The sequence below is a fragment of the Enterobacter sp. SA197 genome, from assembly GCF_054131575.1.
This window is the reverse complement of the sequence record NZ_CP096393.1, coordinates 1,365,933-1,392,032: the sequence shown is the minus strand read 5'-3', so window position 1 is coordinate 1,392,032 and position 26,100 is coordinate 1,365,933. Positions and strand designations below refer to the sequence as shown.

Below are 26,100 nucleotides of genomic sequence, written 5' to 3'. Positions count from 1 at the left end.
GCCTGGTCATGCAATATCTTCCGCTCCTTGCTCAGAGCGGACGTAAACATATGTGCCAGTTATTTAAAGGTAAATCCAGTTATCAGGCGAGTTTAAAAATCGCAGCCGAGCGGTTTAACTGAGCAGCCTGATCCTCCAGCGACGCGGCAGCTGAGGCGGCCTGTTGAACCAGCGCGGCGTTTTGTTGGGTCACTTCATCCATCTGCGTGATAGCGATACCTACATGCTCAATACCATTAACCTGCTCGCCGGAGGCGGTGTAGATTTCTGACATTATCACTGAGACATTGCTGATCGCCGTGACTATCTCAGCCATGGTTTTGCCTGCCTGTGCGACCAGCTCTGTGCCTACGGATACGCGGTGATTCGAGGCTTCAATCAGCGATTTAATATCTTTTGCTGCAGTCGCGCTACGCTGAGCAAGTGCACGCACTTCGCTTGCCACCACGGCGAAACCGCGGCCCTGCTCGCCTGCGCGGGCGGCTTCCACCGCAGCGTTGAGCGCCAGGATATTGGTCTGGAAAGCGATGCTTTCTATGGTGCCAATAATATCGACCACGCTTTGTGAGCTGTCATAAATGGCTGCCATGGTCGAGACGACTTCGTCCACCACTTTTCCTCCCTGCTGCGCAACCTCGGACGCGTTGGAAGCCAGGCTGCTGGCGTTTTGCGCATTAGAGGCGTTTTGCCTCACGGTCGCCGTCAGTTGCTCCATGCTGGCTGAGGTTTCTTCCAACGAGGCAGCCTGCTGTTCAGTTCGTACAGAGAGATCAGTATTGCCCATCGCGACTTCTTTAGAAGCGCTATCGATGGAGGACGCCGCGTTCTGAATATCCGATACCACTTTTTTGAGCTGCTCCTGCATGGCGGTAAGGGCACCGATCAGTACACCGGTTTCATCTTTTGAACGTGCTACCAAACGGGAAGAGAGATCGCCTGCGGCAATCGCCTTAGCTGCTTTTACCGCCTCCCCAAGCGGAAGGGTTATGGTGCGGGCAAGGATATAGCCTAAAGCGGAAGCGATGACTACTCCCAACAGCGCGCCGATAAACAAGGTAAGCCCGGTCTGTGTCTGTACAGAATCGACAGAATTCTGGCGTTCGCGAAGCAGACGCGTTTCATCATGGACGATTTCATCGATGGTTTTACGCATCTGATCCATTTGCGGCTTACCGGTATTGGCTTCGAAGGCGGTAGTGAAATCCCCCTGCGTCATTGACCCGGCATTTAATGCGCGACGGTGCTCAAGCAACTCAGCGACAAACTTCTCCTGCCACTCTTTCTCCTGATTAAGCAAATTATCCAGGCGTGTCTGCTGTGCAGGGTTATCCGCCGTTAAGTCTTTAGTTTCCTGCCAAAATTTAGCAAAATCCTCTTTACCCGAGTTCCACGGAGCCAGCATTTCCTCTTTACCATTAATGGCATAGCCGCGCAGACCGGTTTCCATATTCACCAGACTTTGGGTCAGGGCGCGGCTTTTATCAATGACGCGCCAGCTATGAATGTTCCATTCATTGGTACTAACGATGTTGGAAAAATTATTGTAGAAGGCTGCGCACAGCGCCAATAACAAAACTAAAACGACCCCAAAGGCAAAAGAGAATTTTTTCTTGATAGCCAAGTTCCTGAACATTTTAACCTCGATCCACATAATTTGAGATAGCAGCCTGAAGAGACGTAAAACATATAAAATATCGGCATGAGTTTTTCTGACTTTAACTAAAACCGACAAAAATTATGCAGTCAGGAAGATATATTCACTTTTGCTTTCTTACCGATTAATTTTCAAAGGGATAGCTAATATAAGCTCAAGGGAATATTCTTCGATGTCACGACACTGACTGGTTGAGGACAGATCAGAAACCATTTCATAGCTCAGAAAATTTAAAAATTGCGGAGGAAACATAATATATCAAATAACATATTGCCTGAGCCTGCTTTGCGCATAACGCCTTTTGCAACAAATACAGAAAAGCAAAGCGTCAGGAAAATAGTGAGCCTGAAAGTAAGTTCTGACCTGCCCCCCGTTGCTTCACACGCCATGCTGGTAGCAATGTCCGTTTTTCGCTCACAGTGGAGCTCAAGCTCAGCCAGCAATGCCCAGCGCGTGCCAGAAGCGGACTTTCGTAACACAGCGTGTATGCTGCTTTTAAGCCGACGATGCGCATGAACACTTTATTAATTCGGGAGAATTCCATGCAGCGTAAGTCAGTCAATGTGAACGAAATAACACTCCTGTATCTCGAAGCCGGTGAAGGTCCGGTTGTACTGTGTTGTTATGGTTTTCCAGAAACGCCCAGCACAACATTCGATGGAATAGGGACAAAAATACCTCTTCGTAAACCTTACGCTTTTTATGGTGCTGGACGAGGCGTTTATATCCGGCACAGCCGCCAGCAGATACCGTAAGGCCATCTGTCGTGCACTCCTGGTAATCTTCCGGCTGCCGTTAATTTGACCCGAAGGCATCGCATTTTGACTTTTCTGCCACTCACGGAGAGCGCCGAACACTCTTTAAACTTTCCTGACGGTTAATACATGAGGAATAAAGAATGTCTTACGCAACTACTGATGACGGCATTGAGATTTATTTTGATGCAAAGGGCCAGGGCATGCCGGTTGTTTTTGTCGCCGGCTACTTTGGCATCAGTGATATCTGGCAGGCGCAGACTGACGCGCTGTCTGCAAAATTCCACACGGTTGCGTACGACAGCCGCGGCTACGGGCGCTCGGCCAAACCACTGCAGCCGGAGGCTTACAGCATCCCCCGCCATGCTGAAGATTTAAAAGCCGTGATTGATGCCGCTGGCATCAAGGGCCCGGTCGTGCTCGTATCTCACTCCATCGGCTGCAATATCATTTCCACGTTTGCGGTGAACTATCCGCAGCAGGTTGCCGGGCTGGTGTATACCGCCTGTTATGTGGATGGGAAGCAGATGCGTGAAGCGGGTATGACGGTCGATATGGTCTGCGAGGCGGTATCAACGCCTTCCGGCGCTGTAGCGTTTTATGAGCCGTTTGGGGTTACCGAAAGTATGGGCGCAGAGGCTGCAAAATGGCCAGCGCACTCGATGCAGGCCAATGCCGCCGCGTTCCTGAATCATGAAATGGCCGATCAGTATGATGCAATCACCGCGCCTGCGTTGATTCTGCAGGGTGAAAATGACGCGCCTAACCCGCCTCCGTTTGCAACGGCGCTGCAGCAGGTGCTGGGCGGTGGCGCGGAGCTGAAAATCCTGAAAGGCGTGAACCATTTCCCGCCGCTTGAAGCGCCGGAAACCGTCACGGCGTTCGTGGAAGAGCATGCCCGGAAGTGTTTTGCTGAATAGCCCTTATGACGAAAAGGCTCATTAAACTGGTCACCATAGGTGGCCTTTTTATTTAAAAGTGGTAGCGTTAGCCGCAGGAACGTTCGGTCAATGCCCGCTTTCACTCACAGCGGGCCCTTAGCTCAGTCAGCTTGTCCGCTTAGTGCCAGACGCGGAAATATAAAGTTAATTCCGCATCAATCCGGGAGCGCTCAAAGCGGGGCTAAATTAGGATCGCCGCAAAATGATTCATCCCCTTCGTGGGTAAATTAAGGCAATCTGAGGGGATCTATTTCCTGTTAAGTACAAAATTCTCTCTGGCCCAGGATTGAAAAGTGGCTGGTTGAAAGCCTGCAACATTATTTGCCAGTGCAATCGCAGCTTCGTGTGAACCCGGGCCAGGATAGGTATATTTTTCGTAATAGGCCAGCGTATCGTCCAGTGCTTCAGCGCCAGGGAAGAAACCGGCATAGACGTCGCGTGGAGCCTGTTTAAAGGTTACCGGGTGCCCAAGCTGATTAAGCGTGTCAGTAATCTCACTGAAGCTGAGAAAGTCGCCGACAAGCGGCAGGTAGGCGCCTTTTCCTGCGAAATCGAGATGTGCAAATGAAGGCTCTCTGGCATGGTGGGGTCAAGTCACCCTGCTCAGGCTACTCCGGGAATATAAAAACTGCAGACCTCCTCCCTTTTCAGACGCCATCTAACGATGTTGCCTGGGTGAATAGTCCATCACACGTTTAAACGCTTTACCAAATGCACTCTCAGATTCGTAATCCATAGCGTTGGCAATCACTGCGACGGAGTGACGGATGTTTTTTAGACGATCGCAGGCCAACAGCCTGCGCCAGCGGGTAAGGTACTCCATCGGTGAGGTGCCGACTTTTTCTTTGAAATGTCTGGCAAAGCTTGAGCGTGACATACCTAGATTTTCAGCCAGTGTTTGCAGCGTCCAGTTATGGCCAGGATTCCTGTGCATCGTGCTAATGGCTGCGCTTAGTTGCTTATCGGCGAGTGCAAAAAGCCAGCCCACACTGGAACGGCTCGCATCACAAAGATGTAAACGCAGCGCCTGGATCAACATGGTGTAAGCCATCTGCTGGATAATCAACGCGCTAACCACTGTACAAAATTTCATCATTCACCTGCCTTGAGAAAACCCACCATTTCACAAAACAGCTAAATAAATTTAGATAGATAAATCACAAAATTGATATTCCACAAGTCTCCCGCAAACCCAGCGCTAAACAAAATTTAACCTATTGTATTTTATGAAAAATAAATGGCGATCTCGGCTTTGATCACAATATTTAAATATTTGATATTTAAAGCAATTATCTTTAAAGCAATCAGCGACTGAACATTGACAACCTTGTGTGTCGAAATTAATTTAATTTTAGACTTTTGATAAATATTTTAGGTTTTACTAAAACACTACAAGGTTGCAAAGATGAATTCAGTGCACAGCGATTCGGGGACTCAGTCCTGGTCAGACAGAAAAAGATTTACCCGTATTATTCCCATGCTGGCAGTCATGTACCTCCTGGCTCTGATCTGCCGCAATAACATTGGTTATGCCTTCCACGGGATGGGACAGTCGTTCGATCTATCGGCCACGATCTCAGGTCTGGTAGGAGGAATATTTTTTATTGGGTATTTATTACTGCAAATCCCCGGTGGACATTTGGCGCAGAAAGTAAGCGCTAAAAAAATCATCACCTACTGCATGGTGGCATGGGGCGTAGTCTGCGTTTCAATGGGTTTTGTACAAAGCGGTGGGCAACTACTGACGATGCGTTTTTTACTGGGCTTGAGTCAGAGTATGCTGTATCCCACCACATTGATTTTGATTGGTAAATGGTTTCCACAACGTGAACGAGCAAGAGCCATCGGTTACTGGTCGATTGGCGCAACGGTCTCCAATTTTATCGTAGGACCTCTCTCTGGCTTCTTAGTTGATCATTTTTCATGGCAGATGCTTTTTGTTTTCCAGGGCATCCCGGTATTAATTGGTGTGTTGTTTTGGGTATGGCTAATTGCTGAAACCCCGACTGAAGCAAAATTCCTTAGCCAAACCGAGAAAGAATATTTAGCAAGAGAGTTTTCAAACGATGAGCAAAACTCGGCAAAAAATAAAGACAAGAGCGTAATGAGAGTCGTGCTCAAGAATAAATTTGTCTGGCTCCTGACAATCGTTTTCCTTCTTAACAACATGTTTAACTATGGTCTTAGTATATGGTGGCCAACCATAGCAAATTCAGTAACCGGATCGAGTTATACGCTGGTAGGTATTTTATCCACGATAGCGCCGCTCATCGGTCTGGCAGTCATGTTTTTTGTCTCCAGCCACTCAGATAGAACCGGAGAGCGTAAATGGCATGCCGTTTCTATATTACTAATCTGTGGTGTGGCGCTCGCTGTTTCCGCTATGACGGGTAGTGCACCTTTCGTTTCAATTATATTCATTCTTATTGCTCAGGGAATTTGGGCCGGTTTTAGTCCCGTCTTCTGGACAATTCCTTCAATTGTTATCAGTTCCGCAGCTATTGGCGCAGCCACAGGGTTAATAAACGGTGTAGGGAATCTCGGTGGATTTGTCGGCCCTTACCTTTTTGGCTATCTGATAGATCTTACAGGTAGTACCCAAATGGGGCTGTTCTTTATTGTCGGCGTACAAATAATGGCAGGTTTACTGCTGGCAACCTTAAGAAGTCCTGAATTAGATACTGCTGCAAAAAATATCAGATTAAACAATACATATTCCGCTAAATAACAGAAAAGGATAGATACGTAATGACTAAAAAAGCCAGATTCGTCTTTGACAAAGATTATATTATTTCAAAAATCGATAACCGTATTTATGGATCCTTTGTAGAAAATTTAGGGCGCTGCGTCTATGGCGGGATTTATGATCCGCAAGATCCAACGGCCGACAGTGATGGCTTTCGTCAGGATGTCATTGCAGCAGTCAATGAACTGAATGTTCCAATGATTCGCCTGCCTGGGGGTAACTTCGTAGCTACCTATGTTTGGGAAGATGGCGTAGGTCCTAAAGAAAAGCGACCCCGTAAACCCGATCTGGCATGGAAATGTATAGAAACCAATCAGATCGGAACAAATGAATACATGGACTGGTTAAAAAAAGTGGGTGCTGAAGCCATGATGACGGTCAATGTCGGCACCCGGGGGATCCTTGATGCCCTCAATTTACTTGATTATTGCAACAGAGAGTCCGGTACCTATTACAGCGATCTACGCATCTCTCACGGTTACAAAGAACCGCATCGTATTAAAACGTGGGCAATCGGTAACGAGTTAGATGGCGTATGGCAAGTTGGTCAGCAGACACCTTTTGAATATGCACGCGTCGCGCGCGAGACTGCAAAGGCAATGAAGCGGCAGGATGGATCGATTGAGATAGTGGCGGCAGGTAGCGCTGGACAAGAATATCCAACCTTTGGTGATTGGGAGCAAACGCTTCTTCAGGAAGCACACCCTTTTATTGATTATTTGTCATTACACCAATACTACCTGAATGTGGAAAAAGATACGGCCAATTTCCTGGCCAAAACGCTGGCATTTGATGACTACATTAAATCCATCGGTAGTTTGATTGATTATATGAAAGTTAAAAACAGATCAAACAATGATATTTATATTTCTCTGGACGAGTGGAATGTCTGGTACCATACACGTAAGGATGATATGGCGAGTATTCGCGACCGCGGTGACGAATGGCCGATAGCCCCCGCTTTGTTAGAAGAACCTTATAACTTTGAAGATGCACTGGTTGCCGGGGCTATGTTAATCTCACTATTACGCAATTGTGATCGTGTAAAAATCGCCGCTTATGCCCAACTAGTGAATGTACTTGCGCCGGTAATGACCGATAAAAATGGTAAATTATGGAAAAACACAATTTTCTATCCCATTTATTATACTTCAAAGTATGGCCGTGGCACCGCAATTCAAGGGATTATTGATTCTCCTAAATATGACAGTAAGGACTTTACCGATGTCCCCATGCTGGATGCTGTCGCCGTGTTGAGTGAAAATGAAACCGAGCTAACCTTATTTTCAATCAATAAATCCTTAACCGAAAGGTTAGAAATTCAGTGTGATTTTCGCTCGTTTGGACATTTGGAGATGATTCAACATATAGCTTTAGAAAATGATGATGTATACGCAACAAACACGCTTTCAAACCCAGGGAAAGTGCTACCTTGTGAGAAACAAACTGGAGCCGAAATAAATAGGTTAATGCTCGAACCTCTTTCGTGGAATATGGTCAGGTATAAAATCCACTGCCAGTAAAAATGTTATAACATTTAATCTATTTATAGATCATGGAGCTGGCGTAGGTTTTGCCACGCCAGTTTACTATTTAAAAAATACGAAGCAGATGATTGCAGTGAAAATTAATTAATATTTTTACGTATACGCGGTAGCAGTTATTGGCAGATAAACTTTATCATTGAAGGCATGAGTCTATGTATAAATATAAGCTGAGCGTTTTCGAAAAGATTGGGTTTGGTTCTGGGGATATGGCCATTAATTTGGTTTTCTCTTCCATGATGCTGATTATCACCTTTTTTTATACTGACGTATTCGGCATTCGTTCTGAAGACCTTGCTTTACTTTTTATTGTCGTAAGATTGTTAGATGCAGTAACCGACCCGCTTATGGGGCTGCTGACGGAAAAATTTTCTACAAAAAACGGGCGATACCGTCCTTATATTTTATATTTTTCCGTTCCTTTTGGAATCTCTATCTACCTTGCTTTCAGCACACCTGATTTAGATTATAACGCAAAATTGATGTATGCATATGCTTCCTATATCTTTGTCACGCTGATGTTCACAGCAATAACTATTCCATATATATCATTAATCAGCGTATTGACAGACGATCCTAAGGAAAGGTTATCAGCAAATGGCTATCGTCTATTCTTTGCCAAAGCGGCAGCATTTATGGTGTCAATAGTCGTACCGCAATTGGCTGCCTATTTGGGGAAAAACGATATTCAGTCAGGATATCAATATGCAATGGGATTGATGGGGTTATTAGGAACCCTGTTCCTTTTATTTTGTTACTTTTCAACAAAGGAACGTATACATCACGGTGGAGAAGATATCCCGGTTAAAGATCAGGTAAGAACACTCTTTAAGAATGAGCAATGGATCATTCTTTGCCTGGCATGTATATTCGTGTCTGTTGGATCAGTACTAAGAGGAACGGTGGCTGCTTATTATGCGAAATACAATATGGGGGGAGATGCTTCAACGGTTTCATACTTCCTGACCGTTGGCGTTTGCGCCTTTATCTGCTCGGTAATTATTTCCACATGGCTGACTAAAAAGTATTGTAAAATTAAAGTATTCAGATACAGCCAGATAGCGACTTTTATTATATCAGTATTATTTTTTGCATTGGCGGGAACGGGCAGCAATCTTTTATCTTACGCTTTGTTTTTCCTGTTATCATTTTGCTCTACACTTTATGCGCCAATATTTTGGGCATCTATCCCTGACACTATAGATTATGGATTTCATAAAACAGGCAAGCGCGTATCAGGCCTGACATTTGGAGGGATTGCGTTCTGTCAAAAATTTGGTATGGGCATTGCTGGTGCGCTTGTTGGCTTCTTATTTACCAATTTTGGTTATGTACCAAACGCAATTCAGTCATCAAATTCAATATTAGGTATAACATTAATGTTAACCATTATCCCGGGCGTATTTCATCTTCTTACGGGGCTGGTAATGTTTAGGTACATCATAAATGATAAATACTATCGTTCAATGGACGTTGAAAATTTTTCGCCGACAGCAAAAAAAGTGAGCGAAGCTTAGAGGGAAGATGGTCGTGCTGTCCGTTCTCAACTTTTTGTGATTATCAGAAGGTCATCCATGCCGCATTTTACAGGTGTAACGGTTACCTTTATCATCATTATCCTGATTATATTTTTAGTTATAAAATATGGCGGTATGAAATAAAAACGCGGGTACCTGCGTAAGCAAAAGACGTCCTGAGAGATTCACTCATGCCAGGCATACCTGTTGCTCGATTAAACAACAGGTATGCCCTGTATGAAGTGTGATGTTAATCACAATGCCGTAGTGGACCTTATTCCAGGTACATTATATTGGCCAGTATTTTCCTGTTCCCAAATACTGTTTTACAAAAACCTAAAAAGGTTTATACTTGCCCATATGTGATGTATATATAGTAGGTGCTATTAATGTTGTTTATTAATAAATTATCGACCGGAGCTGCAGTTTTTAAAGCACTTAATTCTTCTGTTCGTATCAGCATCATAGAAATACTCAGTGAACGTAATGGCATGAATATGAATGCACTAGCCGAACATTTAGGGATTACAAACGGCGCCGTTACAATGCACATTAAAAAACTTGAAGACGCAGGGATCGTACAAACCATCTCTAATTACGCCAAGAATGGTATTCAGAAAAATTGTTATGTCATTGAGGACAAAATCCTTATTGAGTTTGGAGGTTCTAACAAAGATAATGTTTACGAATCCGAGCTTAAAGTTGGGCAATATAGTAATTTCAAAGTAATGCCAACTTGTGGAATGGCAACCAAAGAGATGATTATTGGTGAGTTTGATAATCCGCAGGTTTTTGCCGATCCAAAACATATCGATGCCGGTATTATTTGGTTTACGACCGGATATTTAGAATATCGCATTCCTAATTATTCTGCTGGTAATAAAGTAAGTGAGATCCAAATTTCTTTCGAGATTGGCTCTGAGGCTCCATACTACAATAACGATTGGCCTTCTGATATACATTTCTCTCTTAACGATGTGGATTTAGGTTATTGGCAAAGCCCGGGTGATATCGGTGGTGTTAAATACAGTGGAAACCCGGTGTGGTGGCCGCCTCATTTAAACCAATATGGTTTTTTAAAATTATTAAGAATAAATAAAAGCGGCTCGTTCATTGATGGACGAAAAATATCTGACATCACGATTGAAAAAATACTTCATAACAGAGAATCTGAACCTTTCACCCTACGCTTTAGTGTCCAGCCAGAAAGTGAAAATGCGCGTGGCTTCACCTTATATGGGAAAAATTTCGGCCGTTATGACCAGGATATTCTCGCGAGAATTATTACCGAAACGTAAACAGCAGGTGTAATTTTTAGAATTACTATGTCCTGATATAATCTATTGATGCCTCTTTTTAAAAACTTGTGCAGCAGAGTAAATGATTATATCCGGACTTTACTTTTAAACATGGCGGAAAAGCGCACCGCGGGTCAGCCCCGCCTGTGCAGTCAGTTCATTCATTGAGGTTTCAGCGTAGCCAGGCGCACAAAAACCTTGCGGGCACTGACGCCTGCTTTTCGCGACAGACCGGGTTCGCGGTGTACCGGATGGCCCGCTTAGTGCCAGAGGCGGAGGCTACTTACTCCATCCTGGTGTTAATCAAGCGGGGGGAAGATTGCGAAGGAGCTTTACGAAGCGCTTTCTTACTTCTTTATATCCGTTTTTTTCATAAAAGTTATGCGCTTTGACCCTTTTTTCACTGCTTGAAAGCTCAATCTGAGAACATTTCTTTAAAGCCGCAATGTGTTCAGAGGCAATGAGAAGTTGCTGCCCTACTCCCTGTCCGCGTGCCGACTCATCTATTACCAGCGCTGAAACTAATGCCCATAAACTATCTTCATGAACAGGCATAATGAAGTTTATGACAATCACGCCACAAACTTCATTCTCTGATACAGCAACTAAAGTACATAGCCTGTCATGCTGTTCACTGATACGTTGTTCTAAGTTCGCGCTGTCTGGCTTGTAGCCTAACTGCAGGAAAAGCCGTTTTAACGATGGAATATCTTTGAGTTCCGCTGCCCTGATTGAAATCATTGTGATCGCTTCTTTACTTTGCTTTCGATAAAGATATTCAGATTTAATTAGTTAATTCAATAAAATTATCTGCGTGTAGCCCTCTCAGACCCCATGCGTGTTTCCCTTTCCTGCCTTTGTTTTGTATCAGGGGCAGATATTATTGGCATTGTGTTATGTTGTTAATCACAAGCCGTTTAAGGATGGCGGTTAGCGTAATGAGGGAGCTGCCTGGACTCTTTACTGACGGAGAAGATGAATGACAAGTGATGTGATTGCGCTTTCTGCTATTGGCGTAGCTATCCTGTTTGGCGCAATGAGCCCGGGAGTGAGCTTTCTTCTTGTCGCCCGAACGGCTATGTCCACTTCGAGACGGGCCGCGTTATCTGTTGCTGCAGGTATGGGTTTTGGTGCGTTTGTTTTTGCTGCCATAGCGTTAGCGGGCCTTCACACCCTGCTGACGATGATCCCATCACTGTACACCGGCCTCAAGGTGGCAGGGGGTTGTTACCTTTTATGGTTAGCTTCAAAAATGTTTCGTCGTCCTCCAAATCATTTTAATGACTTCACCAGAGCAGAGGAACTCAGCGCCACAAAAGCTTTTATGACTGGCGTATTTACCCAGATCAGCAATCCCCATACGGCACTGGTTTTTGCCAGTATTTTTTCCGCTGCGCTTAGCAAAAATATTCAGCCGGTGATGTACATCATTCTGCCTACAATGGCATTTGTTATTGACGTGCTTTGGTATGCCGTCGTTGCATGCTTATTATCAACTCACGGGCCACGCCAGGCGTACATTAAATACCGTAAGTTTATAGATAAACTAAGCGGAGGCATTATGGCCTTGCTTGGAATACGATTGCTGCTGAAGTAGGACAGAGGAGCACGTTATCGTCTACTAAGACGAATGATATATTTCTGTTTTTAGCGCATAGCAAACCTTATCCTTGTGCTTCCTGTCTTTGACCAGCCAGAAGGGAACGTTAACTACATGTAACACTTCACCTCTGAGACTGAACGTAACGGTACTCAGCCACCTCTGACGCTGTTTTTTTCGGAGCAGAACGCATCCCGCTACATTAAACAGACAGCTTTGGTCTGGTGTAATTAATTCAAAAACTGACATGGCCCTTACTGATGAAAGTGATACTTGTCCGGCATGCGCAAACAGAGTGGAACGTGAGAGGAATTATTCAGGGGCAGAGTGATAGTACGGTGACCCAACAGGGGGAGCGTCAGACATCAGCCTTGCTGGCAACCCTGGCAGCAAGTGCGTACCGGGTAGAATCTGTTTACGCCTCTCCGCTTGGGCGTGCCTGGCAAATGGGTCAGAGCCTGGCCGAGGGCTTTGGTTGCTCACTTCTCGCTGAGCCCGCCCTGAAAGAGCAGGCATTGGGTGAGTTTGAAGGCATGCCATCAGCACAGCTCCTGCAACAGCGCCCTGACGATGCAAATGCGTTATTCAAATGTGATGCGCAGTATCAGCCACCAGGCGGTGAGTCTCTCCTGCATGCTTCTCAGCGGGTGCTGGATTTTTTATACAGTCTGGAAAAAACACGACATCATCAAACACTTTGTCTTGTTTCTCACGGGCATGTCATTCAGGGCGTTCTGGCGAGGCTTAAAAGTGGGGTTGTCAGTGATTTCCCCAGATATGCGCAGCCCAACGCGAGTTACTCGGTTTTCGACCTGATTAACGGAAGATGCACCTCACTCAGATGGGGGATTGCCACACATTTACGCTATCTTGATTAGTTATTACCCTTGCGTTATTCACGCCCTATCCTGCGTGGAAAATTCTGATTTAAGCACCACGCCAGCGTATCGCCCTGAAGACAACATCCGGTCAGGCATCCAGTCATTATTTACGTAGCGCTGTAACAGGTGAATTTCAGAACCTCACCTCTTATGATGGTATAGTGACTTTTTCTGGCTGGATAAATGTGTAGACATGAAAGAAACGGGTAAAAAAGCACCAACCATCACCGACATTGCTCGCCTTGCGGGGGTTAGCAGCATTACCGTTTCCAGGACGTTTACCGACCCTGAGAAAGTAAAAATCGATACGCGAGAAAAGATATTGCGTATTGCCGCTGAAGTCGATTATGTCCCTAACATCTTCGCGCAGAATATTAAGACCACACTTAGCCCTATAATCGGCATCGTGACGGATGACACCTTTAATCAAAGTTATTCCTACGTGATTCAGGAGCTTTGCAAACATGCGGAGTCGAAAGGCTATTCGGTAATGATTTTTACTACCGGAGGTAGCCGGGATTCAGAAGTAAAAGCAATCAATACACTCACAGGCTATAAAGCGGCAGGTGTCGTGTTATCCGTTATTGATGACTCACCCGATTATGATACCAGCCATCTGAGGATACTTTGCAACTCTGCCATAAAGCTTATTCAGTTTGATCGACAGTTTGATACCACACTGCCTGCCGTCTACGTCAACGATGAACGCGCCGGAGAAATGATTGCTACCGTAATAAAGAAAAAGAAGCACCAAAAAGTTCTCATCATTGGTGGTCCGGAACAGTCGCGGATCACCAGAGCCCGAACAAAGAGCATCGGCGAGAACCTGCCATCTGCAACGCAAATCACATATCTTTATACCGATTACCGCTATGAAAACGCGCGTGATATGATTGCGGCCCATTTTGCTGCGGGCGTAAGTAACTATGATGCAATAGTTGGCATCAATGGTGCTATCTCGTTAGCGGCGCACAATGTCTCGATAAACTGGTCTCTGAAGGACGTCGACTTTCTTTCCATTGACGATATCCCCAATGCGGAAGCCTTTGGATTTTTCTACCCTTCTGTTGTTCATGATTACAAACTGTGGGCCAAAATCGTGGCTGAAAATCTCATTGCAGCCGTTGAAGGCAAGCCCTGGCAGCCGCGTACCGTAATAAATGGCTTCCTGAAGAACTTTCGTTAATTCAAAGCATTAATAAATTTTCCCGCTGATCACCTGATGTTTACATAAACATTTTAATCCTTTTCCCACACATGATTCAACCCTCTTTAATTAAAAATAGAAACGGCGTTTCATTTTTAAGTTATTGATATTTAATAACTAATAAAATTCAAATGTTACCCTTATCACAAAATCAGTTTTGCACTTAAAAATGTTCACGAAAACATTGTATGTTGAATCGACTTCATCGATTAAAGGACAGTTGATGTGAACACTACCCCCACCGTTATTAAACAACTGGTCAATTATGGCCCTCATGACTATCGCTTAGTCTCTTCGCCTCTGCCTGAACCTCAACGCAATGAGCTTCTTGTAAAGATTGGCGCATGCGGCATTTGTGCTTCTGATTTTCACTGTTATCACGGTGCCCCAATGTTCTGGGGAAATGAAACTTTTCCACCCTATGTCAAAACCCCCGTCGTAAGCGGCCATGAATTTTTTGGTACGGTGGAGGCAGCAGGTCCAAATGCACTGGAGCACTTTGGCGTCAGGGAGGGCGACCGGGTTATAGCTGAACAGATTGTTCCCTGCGACAAATGTAGGTTCTGTCGTAACGGTCAGTACTGGATGTGCGAAAAGCATGATATTTACGGCTTTCAAAAAGAGGATGCTGATGGTGGCATGACGCAATACATGCTTTTCAAACCCACAAGCCGGGTGCATAAAATCCCTCCATCATTATCGCTGGAAGAGTGTGCACTCATTGAACCCTTCTCCTGTTCCGTACATGCTGTAAACCGCGCAGACATTCAGTTTAATGATGTCGTCGTGCTTGCTGGTGCCGGAACGCTTGGGCTGGGAATGATTCAGGCTATCAAACTGAAAACACCTAAAAAGCTAATTGTTATCGATACCATGCCTTACCGTCTGGCACTGGCAAAAAGGCTGGGGGCAGATGTGGTCATGAATCCACTAGAAGAGGATGTCATTACAGAGGTAAAAGCGCTGACAGGCGGTTATGGTTGCGATGTTTATATTGAGGCGTCAGGTAATCCTGCTGCTGTCACGCAGGGGCTACAGATGATCCGCAAACTGGGCCGCTTTGTTGAATTCAGCGTGTTTAGCCGGGAAACTTCCGTGGACTGGTCAATTATTGGCGATCGGAAAGAACTTGATATTCGTGGCGCGCATTTAAGCCCGGGTTGCTATGAGACCGTTATCGATCTCTTCAGTCGCAAACTATTAACCGCTGATGGCATCGTTACGCATAAATTTCCTCTTGAAAGCTGGGTGAGCGCCTTTCAAACCTTCGGCACGCCGGAGGCTGTAAAAGTGCTTCTGGTTCCGAACGGAGAGTAAGGGAAACCTATGTTTACTTTCACTACAGTCGTAGCGGTAGGGCATTAAACCTGAAACACCGAATAACGGTTTTACCTCTTCAGTAAATGACAAACAGGTAGAATGAGACAATGACGATTTATCCAGTAAAGCACAGCGCGCTATTACGTCAGCAAGAACACTTTATTTCGCGTAATTCTTTAACCACACTAATTCATAAAGTCACACAGAATCTGATTTCAATTGAAGACAAAACAGGCGAGTTTGCTCTGCATCTGGATGATGGCCGAATTATCGATGCCAAAGGCTGGGCAGCCGGGTGGGAGTGGACGCACGGTATTGGGCTGTACGGCATTTTGCAGTTCTATCAGCAAACTGGCGAACCAGAGGTGCTTGCTATAATCGACGATTGGTTCGCCGCGCGATTAGCGGAAGGTACGCCCACTAAAAATGTTAATACTGTCTGCCCGCTTTTGACCTTAGCCTATCGTTATGAAGAAACACGTAACCCGGTCTGGCTGTCGCTGCTCGAACGCTGGGCTGAATGGGTGATGCACTATATGCCGCGTACTGAAAAAGGTGGGATTCAGCACGTCGTTATACATAAAGAAAATAATCAACAATTGTGGGATGACACGCTGATGATGACCGTCATGCCACTGGCAAAAATTGGTCAGTTATTGGGGCGACAAGAGTATATCGAAGAGGCAAAGTTCCAGTTTCTTACCCATATTCAGTACCTGATGGATCGTGAGACTGGCCTGTGGTTTCACGGATGGACATTCGAGGGTAATCATAATTTCTCGCGCGCACTCTGGGCACGGGGTAATAGCTGGCTGACGGTGGCGATCCCGGACTTTATAGACTTACTTGGGCTACCAGAGTCTGATGCAACGCGTCGTTTTTTACTGGAAGTGCTAAAGAGCCAGGTAAGCGCGCTGGCGCAACTTCAGGATGAAAGTGGCCTGTGGCATACGCTTCTTAATGACAAGAAATCATATCTTGAAAGTTCAGCGACTGCAGGTTTCGCCTATGGAATGTTGAAAGCCGTACGTAAACGTTACATTAGTCCTGAATATGCTCTTACGGCAGAAAAGGCGATTCGGGGCGTAGTCAGCTGTATTAATGAGCAAGGGGAACTGACTCAATCCTCGTTTGGCACTGAAATGGGACCCGATTTAGACTACTACCGTCAAATCCCCCTCACCCCCATGCCCTACGGGCAGGCAATGGCGGTACTTTGTATGGCCGAATATTTGCACACCTACCTCTGATATAAGAAGTAATGGCGTTACATCGCCATTACTTTAATGGTCTAACCCGCATGTTTACAGATGCAGCCACAGTAAAGCCTCCCCCTCTTAAAAGCATGCCAGCACTCTCCATGTTTTTAGATTAATAAAATAAGCTGACATGTTCCCAGATTATTTCCTTCCGGTTAGCGGGCAGGAGAAGAATATATAAATGTCATCAAGGTTGCTTAATCGGAGCGAGACACCTGATAACTTCTTCAGCCCCCCGGCCTGATAACACGAAATTTATTCCTTAATGAGATCGTAGACAGCGCCGGTACGCCGCTCTTTCGCTGAAAAGTCGGCGAATCCGGACTGATAATCACAACATCTGATGATAAAATGTTTATATCGTTTTTTCTTCCCCTTACGCTCCTACACAAGGTCATCTTATATACGCTTTGCAACTTAAGACGTGCTGTAGATGTGAGAAAAATGCCATTTCTACCCGTAAAGGGATCAATAATTGGCGACAGGAGAGGCAAACCTCTCCTGAAAATTACAAACAATCAGATGCCAGATTTCTTTTTAAATTTGTCAACCAGCGTTAACACTGTCATGAAGAATACAGGCACGAAAAAGATCGCCAGTAGCGTTCCGGTGACCATGCCGCCAAATACCCCTGTACCAATCGCTTGCTGAGTCGTGGCACTTGCCCCTGAGGCGAGCATTAAGGGCACGACTCCGAGAGTAAAGGCCAGCGATGTCATCATGATCGGTCTTAAACGCATCCGTGCGGCCTTAACCGTAGCATTCAGCAGACTTTCACCGTCTTGTTGCAACTGACGTGCAAACTCAACGATCAGGATGGCGTTTTTAGCGGACAGACCGATGATAGTGATCATCCCTACTTTGAAGAAGGCATCATTTGGCATACCTCTGAGGTAGACAGCAATCATTGCTCCGATAAGCCCCAACGGCACAACAAGCATGACTGAAACCGGTATCGACCAGCTTTCATAAAGTGCAGCCAGCACCAGAAAAATAACCAGCATTGAGAGCAGCATTAACATCGGCGCTTCAGAAGCTGACTGCTGTTCCTGTAGCGACTGCCCCGTCCATTCGATGGCAAAACCCGCCGGTAAATCTGCGGCAATTTTCTCCATTTCAGCCATTGCATCCCCGCTCGAATAACCCCAGTTTGGCCAGCCGGTTATCCTGAAGGCCGGGTAGCCCTGGTAGCGAACCATCTGAACTGGCGAGACTTGCCATTGTGGGCGGACAAACTCCGACAGCGGCACCATCCCGCCATTTTTATTGCGCACATTGAGGGAGAGAATTTCGGGCAGCTGCATGCGTGATTCCGCTTCAGCCTGCACTATGACCTGCTGTACACGACCATTATTTGGGAAGTCATTTACATAACTTGAGCCAAGTGCACCAGTAAGCGTCTGATTAATTTCGTTGAAAGAGACCCCCATCGCTTCCGCTTTTTGTCTATCAATTTTCAGGCTGAGACCCATACCATCAGGCAGGCCATCCATATAAACACCATACAGTGCTTCGCTTTGCCCCGCTTTCTCAAGCAGCATATTGAGAGCGTTCACCAGCTCCGGATAACCGTGCCCGGAACGATCTTCCAGACGTAGGGTGAAACCGGATGAGGTACTTAGCTCAGAGATAGCGGGAGGAAGTAGGCTGGTTATAGTCGCTTCAGGAATATCGCCCAGCACATTCTGAATATTTGTCACTTCATTCTGCGCTGTTGCGCCGTTGCGCTGGTCCCAGTCCTTGAGCGTGGTAAACGCCATCGCAGAGTTTGTGCCCGCACCGGAGAAGCTGAACCCCAGAATTGAAACGTTACGTTCCACGCCCGGACGTTCCATCACCTGTTTCTCATAGGCCTTCACCACCGCCTCAGTACGTTTCATCGTGGCATCGGCTGGCAGTTGTATTGAGGTGATGAAGTATCCCTGATCCTCTTCTGGCAGGAATGACGACGGTAAGAATTTAAAGGCGAAATAGAGAACACCGCACAATGCCAGATAGATGAATGACATCCTTCCTGTCTTACGTATGACCCGGGTCACGCCATTTTCGTAACGGCCTGTCAGGCGATCAAAGGATGTGTTGAACCACGTGAAGAACCGGTTCTTTTTATGAGAATCAGCAGTAACGGGTTTCAGTAGCGTTGCGCATAGCGCAGGCGTCAGCGTTAATGCCAGAAACGCGGAAAACAGAATGGAAACCGCCATCGACAGTGTAAACTGGCGATAAATTACGCCCACTGAGCCAGAAGCGAGCCCCATTGGCAGGAAGACGGCAGTCAGAACTAAGGTAATACCAACGACCGCGCCGGTGATCTCCTTCATGGCTTTAACCGTAGCTTCTTTAGGTGATAGCCCTTCTTCCGCCATTAAACGCTCGACGTTTTCCACCACGACAATGGCGTCATCGACAATTATCCCTATGGCCAGAACCATGCCGTACATCGTCAGAACATTGATGGAAAAACCGGCCAGCATCATCACCGTGAAAGTGCCCAGCAACGCAACCGGCGCAACGATCGCGGGTATAAAGGTGTAGCGCACGTTTTGCAGAAAGAGATACATCACCAGGAAAACAAGCACCATCGCTTCGATAAAGGTATGAACAACCTTTTCAATCGAGATTTTTACGAAGGGCGAAGTATCAAAAGGTATGGAGTATTCCATGCCTGACGGGAAGGATTTTGCAAGATCCTCCATCCTTGCCTTAACCGCATCAGACGTCCGAACGGCGTTCGCGCCGGGAGAGAGCTGAATAGCGGCGGCGGTTGAACCGTGCCCGTTCTCTCTGATGGCAAATGAATAAGACTGTAATCCAAGCTCAACCCGGGCCACATCACCCAATGATACCCGCGAGCCGTCCGGATTCGCCCTGAGGACGATGTTACGAAACTCCTCTGGGGTACCCAACTGACCATTGACGTCTAAGGGATAGGCTGTCAACTGATTCGCGGTTGCTGGAGAATCTCCCAGCTTGCCGGGGGAGACCTGCGCATTTTGTTCTGTAATGGCGGTATTGATATCGCTGATGGAGAGCTTGTAAGCAATGAGCTTTGCAGGATCAACCCAGATGCGCATGGCTTTCTCCGAGCCAAACGCCTGTACTTTTCCGACGCCATCAATACGACGAAGCTCGTCTGTAATTTTTCGCGCAAAGTAATCACTCAAGTCGGCTTCGCTGAACTTGCCATCAGGCGAGTTGAGGCCCACCATCATCAGAAATCCTGAAGAGGCAGCCTCTACGCTTAATCCATTCTGTCGGACAGCTTGTGGCAGTCGAGGTTCCACGACTTTAATCTGGTTCTGCACATCAACCTGTGCAAGCCGGATATCTGTACCGGGTTTGAAAGTAACGGTAATAGAAGCAACGCCGGAGGTATCGCTGGTTGATTCATAATAAAGCAGATCGTCAACACCTGATAACTCACGTTCAATGAGTGAAATAACCGATTCATTCATCGTCTGAGGGGTTGCCCCAGGATAAGTCACCGTAATAGAGAGGCTCGGTGGTGCAACGGACGGATATTGAGCGACCGGAAGTTGCGGAATAGCGATCACACCCAAAAGAATAATAAAAAGCGCAATAACCCAGGCAAATATAGGTCTGCGTATAAAGAACTGTGACATCATAATTTCCCGTGATAAAGAGTCATTACCAAGTTAGCTATGTTTTTTATTTGAAAGATCAATAATCTCTGCGCCTTCATGTAGCTTGTCCTGACCTTCGATCACTATTTTATCGCCAGCTTTCAGGCCAGCTGTTACCGTTATTCCTTTCGCTGTTTGTTCACCGGTCTTGACCTCGATGCGCTTCGCTTTGTTATCCTGACCAACAATCCATACGGTAGTTTTGTCTTCAGCTCTGCTTATCGCCTGTTCTGGAATAGCCAGCCCACCTGTTTGGATAAGGCGGGTAATTTGCAATTTTGCAAACATTCCCGGCAATAAAATCCGGCGCGAGTTATCCGCTTCTGCCCGAAGCACAACATCTCCGGTCTCATCATTAACACTGATGCCTGAAAAAAGCAGATGAGTGTCGACATCGTAGGAGTTATTATTTCCATCCAGAACAGCCGCCGTTGCCTCTCGACTTTTCTGAACAGAAGTCTCATTATCATCTGCAAAATAAATTGAGCGAAGCTCCTCTGTAGGAACTCTGGCATCAACATAAACGCGATCAAGCTGCTGGATTACAGCCATAGCTTGTGAATCCCCCGGGCTTACCAGTGCACCTTCTGTAACGAATTCCTGGTCGATACGCCCGCTTATAGGTGCCTTTACGGTCGCGTAATTCAGATCCAGTTTTTTTCTGTTCAATGAAGCTAACGCTTCTGCAAGGTCTGCCGCAGCCTGGGCGCTACTGGCCTGAACATCGTCAAGATCCTGCTGGCTCACAGCAGAATTTTTTTTGAGTAAAGAGAACCGGTAAGCTTTTTTACTCATTTGCTGATAGGTTGCTTTCGCTTTTGCAACCGCTGCGCTAGCCATTTCGACATCTGCCTCAAAAGGCGCGGCATCGATTTGAAATAATGGTTGCCCTTGGCGTATTTCTGAGCCCTGCATGAATAATCGCTTTTGAATAATACCTCCAACCTGCGGGCGAATCTGTGCGGTTTTAACCGCAGAAATACGAGCCGGGAAAGAACGAATCAGGTAGATGTCCTCAGCTTCAAGCGTTTTAGTGACAACCTTTGCTTTTGGAGGTGAAGAGGGGCCCCCGGAAAGCTCAGAAGAGTCACAACCCGTGATAAAACCAAGACAAAAAGTTGTGTAAATAGCCAGCTTTCTGATATTCATTTAATATTTCCGATTAAAATCAAGTAAAGGGTGACAATTAATAACCAGACACGCATTTATGCTTAAAAATAAAAAGGGTAAGCATCATGAGTAAAACTAAAATTAATGCTGCCGACTGGAGTGTAATGGAGTGAGAATGAATAAATGCAGATGAGGCAGCATTACGAAGCGCGGTACGTGCTGGTTCATCGAGTTGTTCTGAAATGGTCACCGCTTCACTGAATGAAGTTCCAGCCGTAAGCGAAATAGTTTCAGAAAAAATTTCGGGAAGCCGAAATGAGGTAGAGTAAATGCTCGCAAGTACAGAACCAAAAATAGTAATTCCCAGGCCTGTTCCTAGTTCATAAGACATACCTTCTATCGACCCGGCTATACTCGCTTTATTTTCTGGCGCTGCCGTCATAATGGCTGAAGAAGAAGCCATTAATGCAGCGGTATCGCTAATCCCTAATAAAAACATCCAGATTTTCGCGTTGAAGGACTCCTTAACAAAATCAATACCCGACAAGGCATAAAGACAACAAGCTGACACGCCAAGCCCTGCGGTGGCAATGATTTTAACGCCAAAACGATTTATTAAATACCCAGCGAATGGGCCGGTAAGACAACATGCCAGCATCAGCGGTAATACATAAATACCGACTTCGATAGGCGTAAACTGATGAACAAACTGAAGTTCCTGAGAGATAACCAGTTCAAATCCAACTAGTGAGATCATCGAGGTTAAAGCAAGGATAAGACCTGCTATGACATTGCGCTGTTTGATAAGTCCCATATCAAGTAAAGGAGTACGCAACACAAGCTGTAGGATGATGAAAAGACCCAGCAAAACAATGGCAACAAGACTGATATAAATATACATAACAGTCATAGATTCCTGCCTGGCAAGACCTTTGAAAGCGTAAATCAGCAGCAGAAGTCCACTCATTAGCAATAATGACTGAGAAAGGTTAAGTGGCTGTTTACTCTCTCGCTGAGCATTCGGAGCCACTTTGCGAAGCAACATAAATACGACAAGTACAACGGGTATGTTTATAAGAAAAACCGATCCCCAATAAAACTTTTCCAGTAACATTCCACCTAGCAGAGGACCTGCCAGTGCGCCGCCCGTGCCAATGGTCGTCCAAATCCCCAGAGCAACATTACGATCTTTTTCTACCGGATAGTAAATCCTTACGGCTGAAAGCGTAGCTGGAACAATTACTGCTGCCCCTACGGCAAGTAATGCACGAGCGGAAATGAGCTGCAACGGTGTATCAGCGAGCGCTGTACCCACCGAGGCCACGCCAAAAAGTGCGCTGCCGAGGTAAGCCATTTTTCGAAAGCCAAGGCGATCACCCAGCGCACCCATTGGTATCAATAAAGCAGCCATAACGATGGGATATATATCCATAATCCACAGCAATTCTGTGTATGTGGTTTTGAGCTGAGTACTTAAAACAGGCGCAACCACATACAGAATAGTAGCATCAAGCGAAACAGGTAAGTATATGAATATAATGATAATAAGAATACGCCACTTGATTAACATCTGATTACACCATTAACAAACCAAAAAGATGGACAACTGTTCAGCTTGAATTTATAGTGAAGATGAACGCTTGTCCACCTTTTGGTGTGAAATGAGGAAAAGTTTGATATGTCATACTTAAGTCATAATGAAAGACGCCGGATGATTCTTGAAACAGCTGTAAAAGTCGCTTTTGCAGATGGGCTAACCGCAATGACTGTGAGAAGAATTGCGCAAGAGGCGCAGATAGCCCTGGGCCAGATTCATCGTCACTTTTCTTCTGCATCTGAACTCAAAGCGGAAGCATTTTTATTATCTGTGACAGATTCCCTGGCGCTGCTTAAAAAATCCGGTTGCCAGGAAAATGCAGGAACTCTGGAAATGATAGGTTGGTGCCTTTTCACAAAAAACATTGAAGAGGTTCGTCACTACAGCCAGTTATGGAAGGAAGCGGAAGTGCTTTCGTATCACGATGAAGTTATGCTGAACGCACTAAGGAAAGCTATTAAGGAATGGCATGCTACGTTGGTAGACCTTCTTGAAACGGGTACTAAAAATGGTGAATTTAAAACTCTTCGGCCAATCAAATCGGTAGCATGGGATTGTATTGCTTACTCATGCGGACTGGACGGGGTGCTGGGGCTTCAGTTCGAAGAATTTGGCGATAACGAGTATGAAATGCATACAAATGCATTCTTAAAAAGTCAATTAGTGATTATTCATGAATAACCCTTGAGTTTTATCTTCAACGTAGGTTTATTCTAAAGATTTTTAGTTAAATATTTTTATGGCAAGGTATCATGGTTATAAATAGAAAGTCCCTCATTAATCCAGCGCTGACCGCGTTTATTCTCAATGGATTATTGATAACTACAGCTCAGGCTGATGAGTTTTCATTGGGTTTAACAGGAAGCTGGTCTTCTAAAATTTACAAAGGCGTTAATGAGAATAAAAATAATCTTTTATTCCCTAATATAGAATATGAAACGGGTCGATTCTGGTTTCATGGACTGAGTACAGGATATGATTTTTTCAAAACGCCCTCAGACCAAATGGCAATATTAGGTTACTATCTGCCACTTTCTTATAAGGCAACAGATAGCCACTCCTCGCAAATGCGTAAACTTAACGATCGTCGCAGCAGCATAATGACGGGTGTAAGTTATACGCATCAATCTGATGAATGGGGCATATTTGAAACCGTTTTGGCTGCTGATGCTCTGAATAACAGTAATGGATACAACTTTAGTCAAACATGGAGCTATCCCATTCAGCTGGGTATGTTCAATTTGTTACCTGCTGTAGGTGTTAACTGGAGCGATCGTAAATTTAACCGCTACTATTACGGTATTAGTTCAGATGAAGCTGCAAGAAGTGGGAACACTAAATATACGCCCGGGGATAGCTGGGCACCTTTTGCTGAATTCAATATTATTTATAGCTTGACAGAGCAATGGAATATCTATGGTGGTTCCCGGTATACTTTCATTCCCAACGAAGTAAGCAAAAGCCCAATGGTTGCAAAAGATTCCCTGTTAACATTTTGGACAGGGTTCTCGTATACTTTTTAAAATGACAGCCGGGGCTACCCGGCTAACTTTTAGTGAAATTTATAAAAACAAACACAGAAACTGGGTTAAGTAAATAATATCTTAGTATTTATAACACAATATTTTTATTAGCTTTTAATTATGCGGTGCCGTACACGTATTGCACACTTTACATCATCAAGTTGTAACAGTGTTTGGTATTAAACTAACTAAACATGATGGTTTTGAGATGCTTCAGATAAATGGAAGCTGCATGATTTTCCTGGCATTACTTTAACAAAAGATTATGTTCCAAACATAAGGGGCAATGCAAGTGGGGGCAGCCCCATATCTAAATTAATCTTTAAAAATGCGTGAGGTGATTGAAAGTATAAAATCCTTTCTGTTACACTGAGTCCAATAAAGCACAACAACGTTTTAATAAAAACACTCGCTTCCTTATTTTTTAGCAAATCTCTTTTAGCTTAACTAATGAGCATTCAAATGTTTAAAAGAAGTTTATACGGCTGGAATACTTGCACACCTGAAGTTTATGCTAATTTCTACTATAAATTCGGCGGTAGTGTCTGCGTTCACCCACGCGTTCTCAATTATCTAAGGGCGACACTGGGTATTGAAATAAATTATTATAATAGACACAATGCTGCATATTGCACCTTCAATGATTCTCTGGTGTATCATAATCCCAAAATTCCTTTTATTTTTGATGATTTGCTTTTTCCAGTTGCTCCTGGCAGCAAAGTATTTATGCCACATAAAACTAAACGGCTCTCTCCGCTTGCACAGCATAGCTACCATAACGGTATATACTCAGATCTTTTAAAGCACAAAATTGCTTACGTAAAAGAGGATTTCTCAAAAACAACTGTGCGTAAGCGAAACGCTGAGATAAGAAAAATTAAAGAATCAGGGGGAGAATTTAAAAGCATTTCTGGTTTCTCTGCAAAAGCGCTTAGTCAGATTTATTGTGAGCTTTTTAACTTGCGCTGGAATGGTAAAATAAAGTGCTTTGATGAAACGCTTCTGGAAGATGTTTTTAAAGAACTAAACGATCTACTGTTTGGCAACGTCTTGCTTATAAATAACCAGCCAGCTGCTTATGATCTTATTTATCGTGCAGAATCATCCACTTGGTTATATTTTGATGATATAAATGGTGGGGTGGATCCTAACTTTATGAACGTAGGAGCAGGAACGGCGCTTTTGTGGCAAAATATTACAGAAGCAAAAATGTCAGGTTCCCATTCTAAGATCCCGACTATTTTCTCGCTGGGAATATATTTAAAAGGCTGGGAATATAAGAAACAATGGTGCGACATTCTTTCGTCAGGTCGCATAATAATTTAAAAAATAAAAACATAATTAATGCATTACCTTTTGAGTGCTTCAGCGTCCTGTCAGGATTGAGTCTTTGATGAATGCTGGCAAAACAGTGCAACCTATACTTCATGCGGCCTGCCATTATTGCTGTTATTATCACCAGGGTTTTCTTGCGAATATAAACTCGCTGACTGGAAAACTGAAT

Annotated in this window: 20 protein-coding genes and 1 pseudogene; 14 read left to right on the top strand and 7 right to left on the bottom strand. The window is 44.9% G+C overall.

Annotation, left to right across the window (positions count from 1 at the left end; genetic code table 11):
• Positions 1-82 precede the first annotated feature (82 nt).
• Positions 83-1,633, bottom strand: coding sequence for a methyl-accepting chemotaxis protein (locus M1D91_RS06255; RefSeq protein ID WP_437433621.1), 1,551 nt, complete (start codon positions 1,631-1,633; stop codon positions 83-85).
• 563 nt (positions 1,634-2,196) lie between these two features.
• Here M1D91_RS06255 and M1D91_RS06250 point away from each other — a divergent pair.
• Both M1D91_RS06250 and M1D91_RS06245 read left to right on the top strand, forming a co-directional pair.
• Positions 2,197-2,409, top strand: coding sequence for a hypothetical protein (locus M1D91_RS06250; protein ID WP_437433620.1), 213 nt, complete (start codon positions 2,197-2,199; stop codon positions 2,407-2,409).
• A 143-nt stretch (positions 2,410-2,552) separates the two neighbouring features.
• Complete coding sequence (locus tag M1D91_RS06245; RefSeq protein ID WP_437433619.1) at positions 2,553-3,329, top strand: alpha/beta fold hydrolase; 777 nt, start codon at positions 2,553-2,555, stop codon at positions 3,327-3,329.
• Positions 3,330-4,008: 679 nt separating this feature from the next.
• Here M1D91_RS06245 and M1D91_RS06240 read toward each other — a convergent pair.
• Positions 4,009-4,446, bottom strand: coding sequence for a helix-turn-helix domain-containing protein (locus tag M1D91_RS06240; RefSeq protein ID WP_437433618.1), 438 nt, complete (start codon positions 4,444-4,446; stop codon positions 4,009-4,011).
• A gap of 309 nt (positions 4,447-4,755) precedes the next feature.
• Between M1D91_RS06240 and M1D91_RS06235 the strand changes: the two genes are divergently transcribed.
• From M1D91_RS06235 to M1D91_RS06220, 4 genes are all read left to right on the top strand, one after another.
• Complete coding sequence (locus M1D91_RS06235; protein WP_437433617.1) at positions 4,756-6,078, top strand: MFS transporter; 1,323 nt, start codon at positions 4,756-4,758, stop codon at positions 6,076-6,078.
• A gap of 20 nt (positions 6,079-6,098) precedes the next feature.
• Positions 6,099-7,619, top strand: coding sequence for an arabinosylfuranosidase ArfA (arfA, locus tag M1D91_RS06230; protein ID WP_437433616.1), 1,521 nt, complete (start codon positions 6,099-6,101; stop codon positions 7,617-7,619).
• 176 nt (positions 7,620-7,795) lie between these two features.
• Positions 7,796-9,157 carry an MFS transporter gene (locus M1D91_RS06225; protein WP_437433615.1) on the top strand — a complete coding sequence of 454 codons (1,362 nt, stop codon included), beginning with the start codon at positions 7,796-7,798 and terminating at the stop codon, positions 9,155-9,157.
• A 389-nt stretch (positions 9,158-9,546) separates the two neighbouring features.
• Positions 9,547-10,455: an ArsR/SmtB family transcription factor gene (locus M1D91_RS06220; protein WP_437433614.1), complete on the top strand. Its 909-nt coding sequence runs from the start codon at positions 9,547-9,549 to the stop codon at positions 10,453-10,455.
• A 111-nt stretch (positions 10,456-10,566) separates the two neighbouring features.
• Here M1D91_RS06220 and M1D91_RS06215 read toward each other — a convergent pair.
• Together M1D91_RS06215 and M1D91_RS06210 are read right to left on the bottom strand one after the other, a co-directional pair.
• Positions 10,567-10,725, bottom strand: a pseudogene (locus tag M1D91_RS06215) (TetR family transcriptional regulator); the annotation flags it as partial.
• A gap of 33 nt (positions 10,726-10,758) precedes the next feature.
• Positions 10,759-11,196, bottom strand: coding sequence for a GNAT family N-acetyltransferase (locus M1D91_RS06210; protein WP_437433613.1), 438 nt, complete (start codon positions 11,194-11,196; stop codon positions 10,759-10,761).
• 238 nt (positions 11,197-11,434) lie between these two features.
• Here M1D91_RS06210 and M1D91_RS06205 point away from each other — a divergent pair, with 238 nt between their 5' ends.
• The 5 genes from M1D91_RS06205 (at position 11,435) to bglB (ending at position 16,713) form a co-directional block, all read left to right on the top strand.
• Positions 11,435-12,052 carry a LysE family translocator gene (locus M1D91_RS06205; RefSeq protein ID WP_437433612.1) on the top strand — a complete coding sequence of 206 codons (618 nt, stop codon included), beginning with the start codon at positions 11,435-11,437 and terminating at the stop codon, positions 12,050-12,052.
• A gap of 263 nt (positions 12,053-12,315) precedes the next feature.
• Positions 12,316-12,933: a histidine phosphatase family protein gene (locus tag M1D91_RS06200; RefSeq protein ID WP_437433611.1), complete on the top strand. Its 618-nt coding sequence runs from the start codon at positions 12,316-12,318 to the stop codon at positions 12,931-12,933.
• Between the two features lie 196 nt (positions 12,934-13,129).
• Complete coding sequence (locus M1D91_RS06195; protein ID WP_437433610.1) at positions 13,130-14,122, top strand: LacI family DNA-binding transcriptional regulator; 993 nt, start codon at positions 13,130-13,132, stop codon at positions 14,120-14,122.
• A gap of 246 nt (positions 14,123-14,368) precedes the next feature.
• Complete coding sequence (locus tag M1D91_RS06190) at positions 14,369-15,460, top strand: alcohol dehydrogenase catalytic domain-containing protein (RefSeq protein ID WP_437433609.1); 1,092 nt, start codon at positions 14,369-14,371, stop codon at positions 15,458-15,460.
• Positions 15,461-15,570: 110 nt separating this feature from the next.
• Positions 15,571-16,713: a beta-galactosidase BglB gene (bglB, locus tag M1D91_RS06185; protein WP_437433608.1), complete on the top strand. Its 1,143-nt coding sequence runs from the start codon at positions 15,571-15,573 to the stop codon at positions 16,711-16,713.
• Positions 16,714-17,240: 527 nt separating this feature from the next.
• Here bglB and M1D91_RS06180 read toward each other — a convergent pair.
• From M1D91_RS06180 to M1D91_RS06170, 3 genes are read right to left on the bottom strand one after another with little or no spacing between them, the layout of a single operon-like run.
• A complete protein-coding gene (locus M1D91_RS06180) occupies positions 17,241-20,345 on the bottom strand; it encodes a multidrug efflux RND transporter permease subunit (protein ID WP_437433654.1) in 3,105 nt (1,034 codons plus the stop codon).
• Positions 20,346-20,378: 33 nt separating this feature from the next.
• On the bottom strand, positions 20,379-21,515 hold the full coding sequence (locus M1D91_RS06175; RefSeq protein WP_437433607.1) for an efflux RND transporter periplasmic adaptor subunit: 1,137 nt from the start codon (positions 21,513-21,515) through the stop codon (positions 20,379-20,381).
• A gap of 37 nt (positions 21,516-21,552) precedes the next feature.
• On the bottom strand, positions 21,553-23,046 hold the full coding sequence (locus tag M1D91_RS06170; RefSeq protein WP_437433606.1) for an MFS transporter: 1,494 nt from the start codon (positions 23,044-23,046) through the stop codon (positions 21,553-21,555).
• 108 nt (positions 23,047-23,154) lie between these two features.
• Between M1D91_RS06170 and M1D91_RS06165 the strand changes: the two genes are divergently transcribed.
• The 3 genes from M1D91_RS06165 (at position 23,155) to M1D91_RS06155 (ending at position 25,922) form a co-directional block, all read left to right on the top strand.
• A complete protein-coding gene (locus M1D91_RS06165; RefSeq protein WP_437433605.1) occupies positions 23,155-23,754 on the top strand; it encodes a TetR family transcriptional regulator in 600 nt (199 codons plus the stop codon).
• A gap of 71 nt (positions 23,755-23,825) precedes the next feature.
• Positions 23,826-24,596 carry a MipA/OmpV family protein gene (locus tag M1D91_RS06160; protein WP_437433604.1) on the top strand — a complete coding sequence of 257 codons (771 nt, stop codon included), beginning with the start codon at positions 23,826-23,828 and terminating at the stop codon, positions 24,594-24,596.
• A gap of 462 nt (positions 24,597-25,058) precedes the next feature.
• Positions 25,059-25,922: a GNAT family protein gene (locus M1D91_RS06155; protein WP_437433603.1), complete on the top strand. Its 864-nt coding sequence runs from the start codon at positions 25,059-25,061 to the stop codon at positions 25,920-25,922.
• Positions 25,923-26,100 lie beyond the last annotated feature (178 nt).

Excerpts from the sequence above, each read along its gene's own strand:
- M1D91_RS06255 (WP_437433621.1), bottom strand. The coding sequence starts at position 1,633 with ATGTTCAGGAACTTGGCTATCAAGAAAAAATTCTCTTTTGCCTTTGGG.
- M1D91_RS06250 (WP_437433620.1), top strand. The coding sequence starts at position 2,197 with ATGCAGCGTAAGTCAGTCAATGTGAACGAAATAACACTCCTGTATCTC.
- M1D91_RS06245 (WP_437433619.1), top strand. The coding sequence starts at position 2,553 with ATGTCTTACGCAACTACTGATGACGGCATTGAGATTTATTTTGATGCA.
- M1D91_RS06240 (WP_437433618.1), bottom strand. The coding sequence starts at position 4,446 with ATGATGAAATTTTGTACAGTGGTTAGCGCGTTGATTATCCAGCAGATG.
- M1D91_RS06235 (WP_437433617.1), top strand. The coding sequence starts at position 4,756 with ATGAATTCAGTGCACAGCGATTCGGGGACTCAGTCCTGGTCAGACAGA.
- arfA (WP_437433616.1), top strand. The coding sequence starts at position 6,099 with ATGACTAAAAAAGCCAGATTCGTCTTTGACAAAGATTATATTATTTCA.
- M1D91_RS06225 (WP_437433615.1), top strand. The coding sequence starts at position 7,796 with ATGTATAAATATAAGCTGAGCGTTTTCGAAAAGATTGGGTTTGGTTCT.
- M1D91_RS06220 (WP_437433614.1), top strand. The coding sequence starts at position 9,547 with ATGTTGTTTATTAATAAATTATCGACCGGAGCTGCAGTTTTTAAAGCA.
- M1D91_RS06210 (WP_437433613.1), bottom strand. The coding sequence starts at position 11,196 with ATGATTTCAATCAGGGCAGCGGAACTCAAAGATATTCCATCGTTAAAA.
- M1D91_RS06205 (WP_437433612.1), top strand. The coding sequence starts at position 11,435 with ATGACAAGTGATGTGATTGCGCTTTCTGCTATTGGCGTAGCTATCCTG.
- M1D91_RS06200 (WP_437433611.1), top strand. The coding sequence starts at position 12,316 with ATGAAAGTGATACTTGTCCGGCATGCGCAAACAGAGTGGAACGTGAGA.
- M1D91_RS06195 (WP_437433610.1), top strand. The coding sequence starts at position 13,130 with ATGAAAGAAACGGGTAAAAAAGCACCAACCATCACCGACATTGCTCGC.
- bglB (WP_437433608.1), top strand. The coding sequence starts at position 15,571 with ATGACGATTTATCCAGTAAAGCACAGCGCGCTATTACGTCAGCAAGAA.
- M1D91_RS06180 (WP_437433654.1), bottom strand. The coding sequence starts at position 20,345 with ATGTCACAGTTCTTTATACGCAGACCTATATTTGCCTGGGTTATTGCG.
- M1D91_RS06175 (WP_437433607.1), bottom strand. The coding sequence starts at position 21,515 with ATGAATATCAGAAAGCTGGCTATTTACACAACTTTTTGTCTTGGTTTT.
- M1D91_RS06170 (WP_437433606.1), bottom strand. The coding sequence starts at position 23,046 with ATGTTAATCAAGTGGCGTATTCTTATTATCATTATATTCATATACTTA.
- M1D91_RS06165 (WP_437433605.1), top strand. The coding sequence starts at position 23,155 with ATGTCATACTTAAGTCATAATGAAAGACGCCGGATGATTCTTGAAACA.
- M1D91_RS06160 (WP_437433604.1), top strand. The coding sequence starts at position 23,826 with ATGGTTATAAATAGAAAGTCCCTCATTAATCCAGCGCTGACCGCGTTT.
- M1D91_RS06155 (WP_437433603.1), top strand. The coding sequence starts at position 25,059 with ATGTTTAAAAGAAGTTTATACGGCTGGAATACTTGCACACCTGAAGTT.